Source organism: Bacillus cereus group sp. BfR-BA-01408 (genome assembly GCF_022663305.1).
Taxonomy (GTDB): Bacteria; Bacillota; Bacilli; order Bacillales; family Bacillaceae_G; genus Bacillus_A; species Bacillus_A pacificus.
The window spans coordinates 1-242 of the sequence record NZ_JAKUFF010000284.1; the positions used below are offsets into that span (position 1 = coordinate 1).

Genomic DNA, 242 nt, shown 5'->3' on the forward strand with positions numbered 1-242 from the left:
TTCGTTCCTTCTACTTTTGTTTGACCTACTTTCGTATTTGTGATGTCAGTACCACTTACTTTTGATTCATATCCAGCTACTGGCTGTTCTTTCACTTCATACTCGTAAGCCTTTCCTTCTGCATCATATGCTTCTAAATCTGCGAATATATATTTCCAACCCATTACTGCTAGTACGTCTTGTGTTTGAATCACGTTCCCGTTTTGTAGTAAGTCTACTTTGATCATTGTCGGACGGTCTTT

At 38.4% G+C, this 242-nt stretch carries 1 protein-coding gene; it reads right to left on the minus strand.

The features are described from left to right. The coding region (locus MR083_RS27310; RefSeq protein ID WP_242270135.1) for a Cna B-type domain-containing protein at positions 1-242 on the minus strand (242 nt) is incomplete at both ends.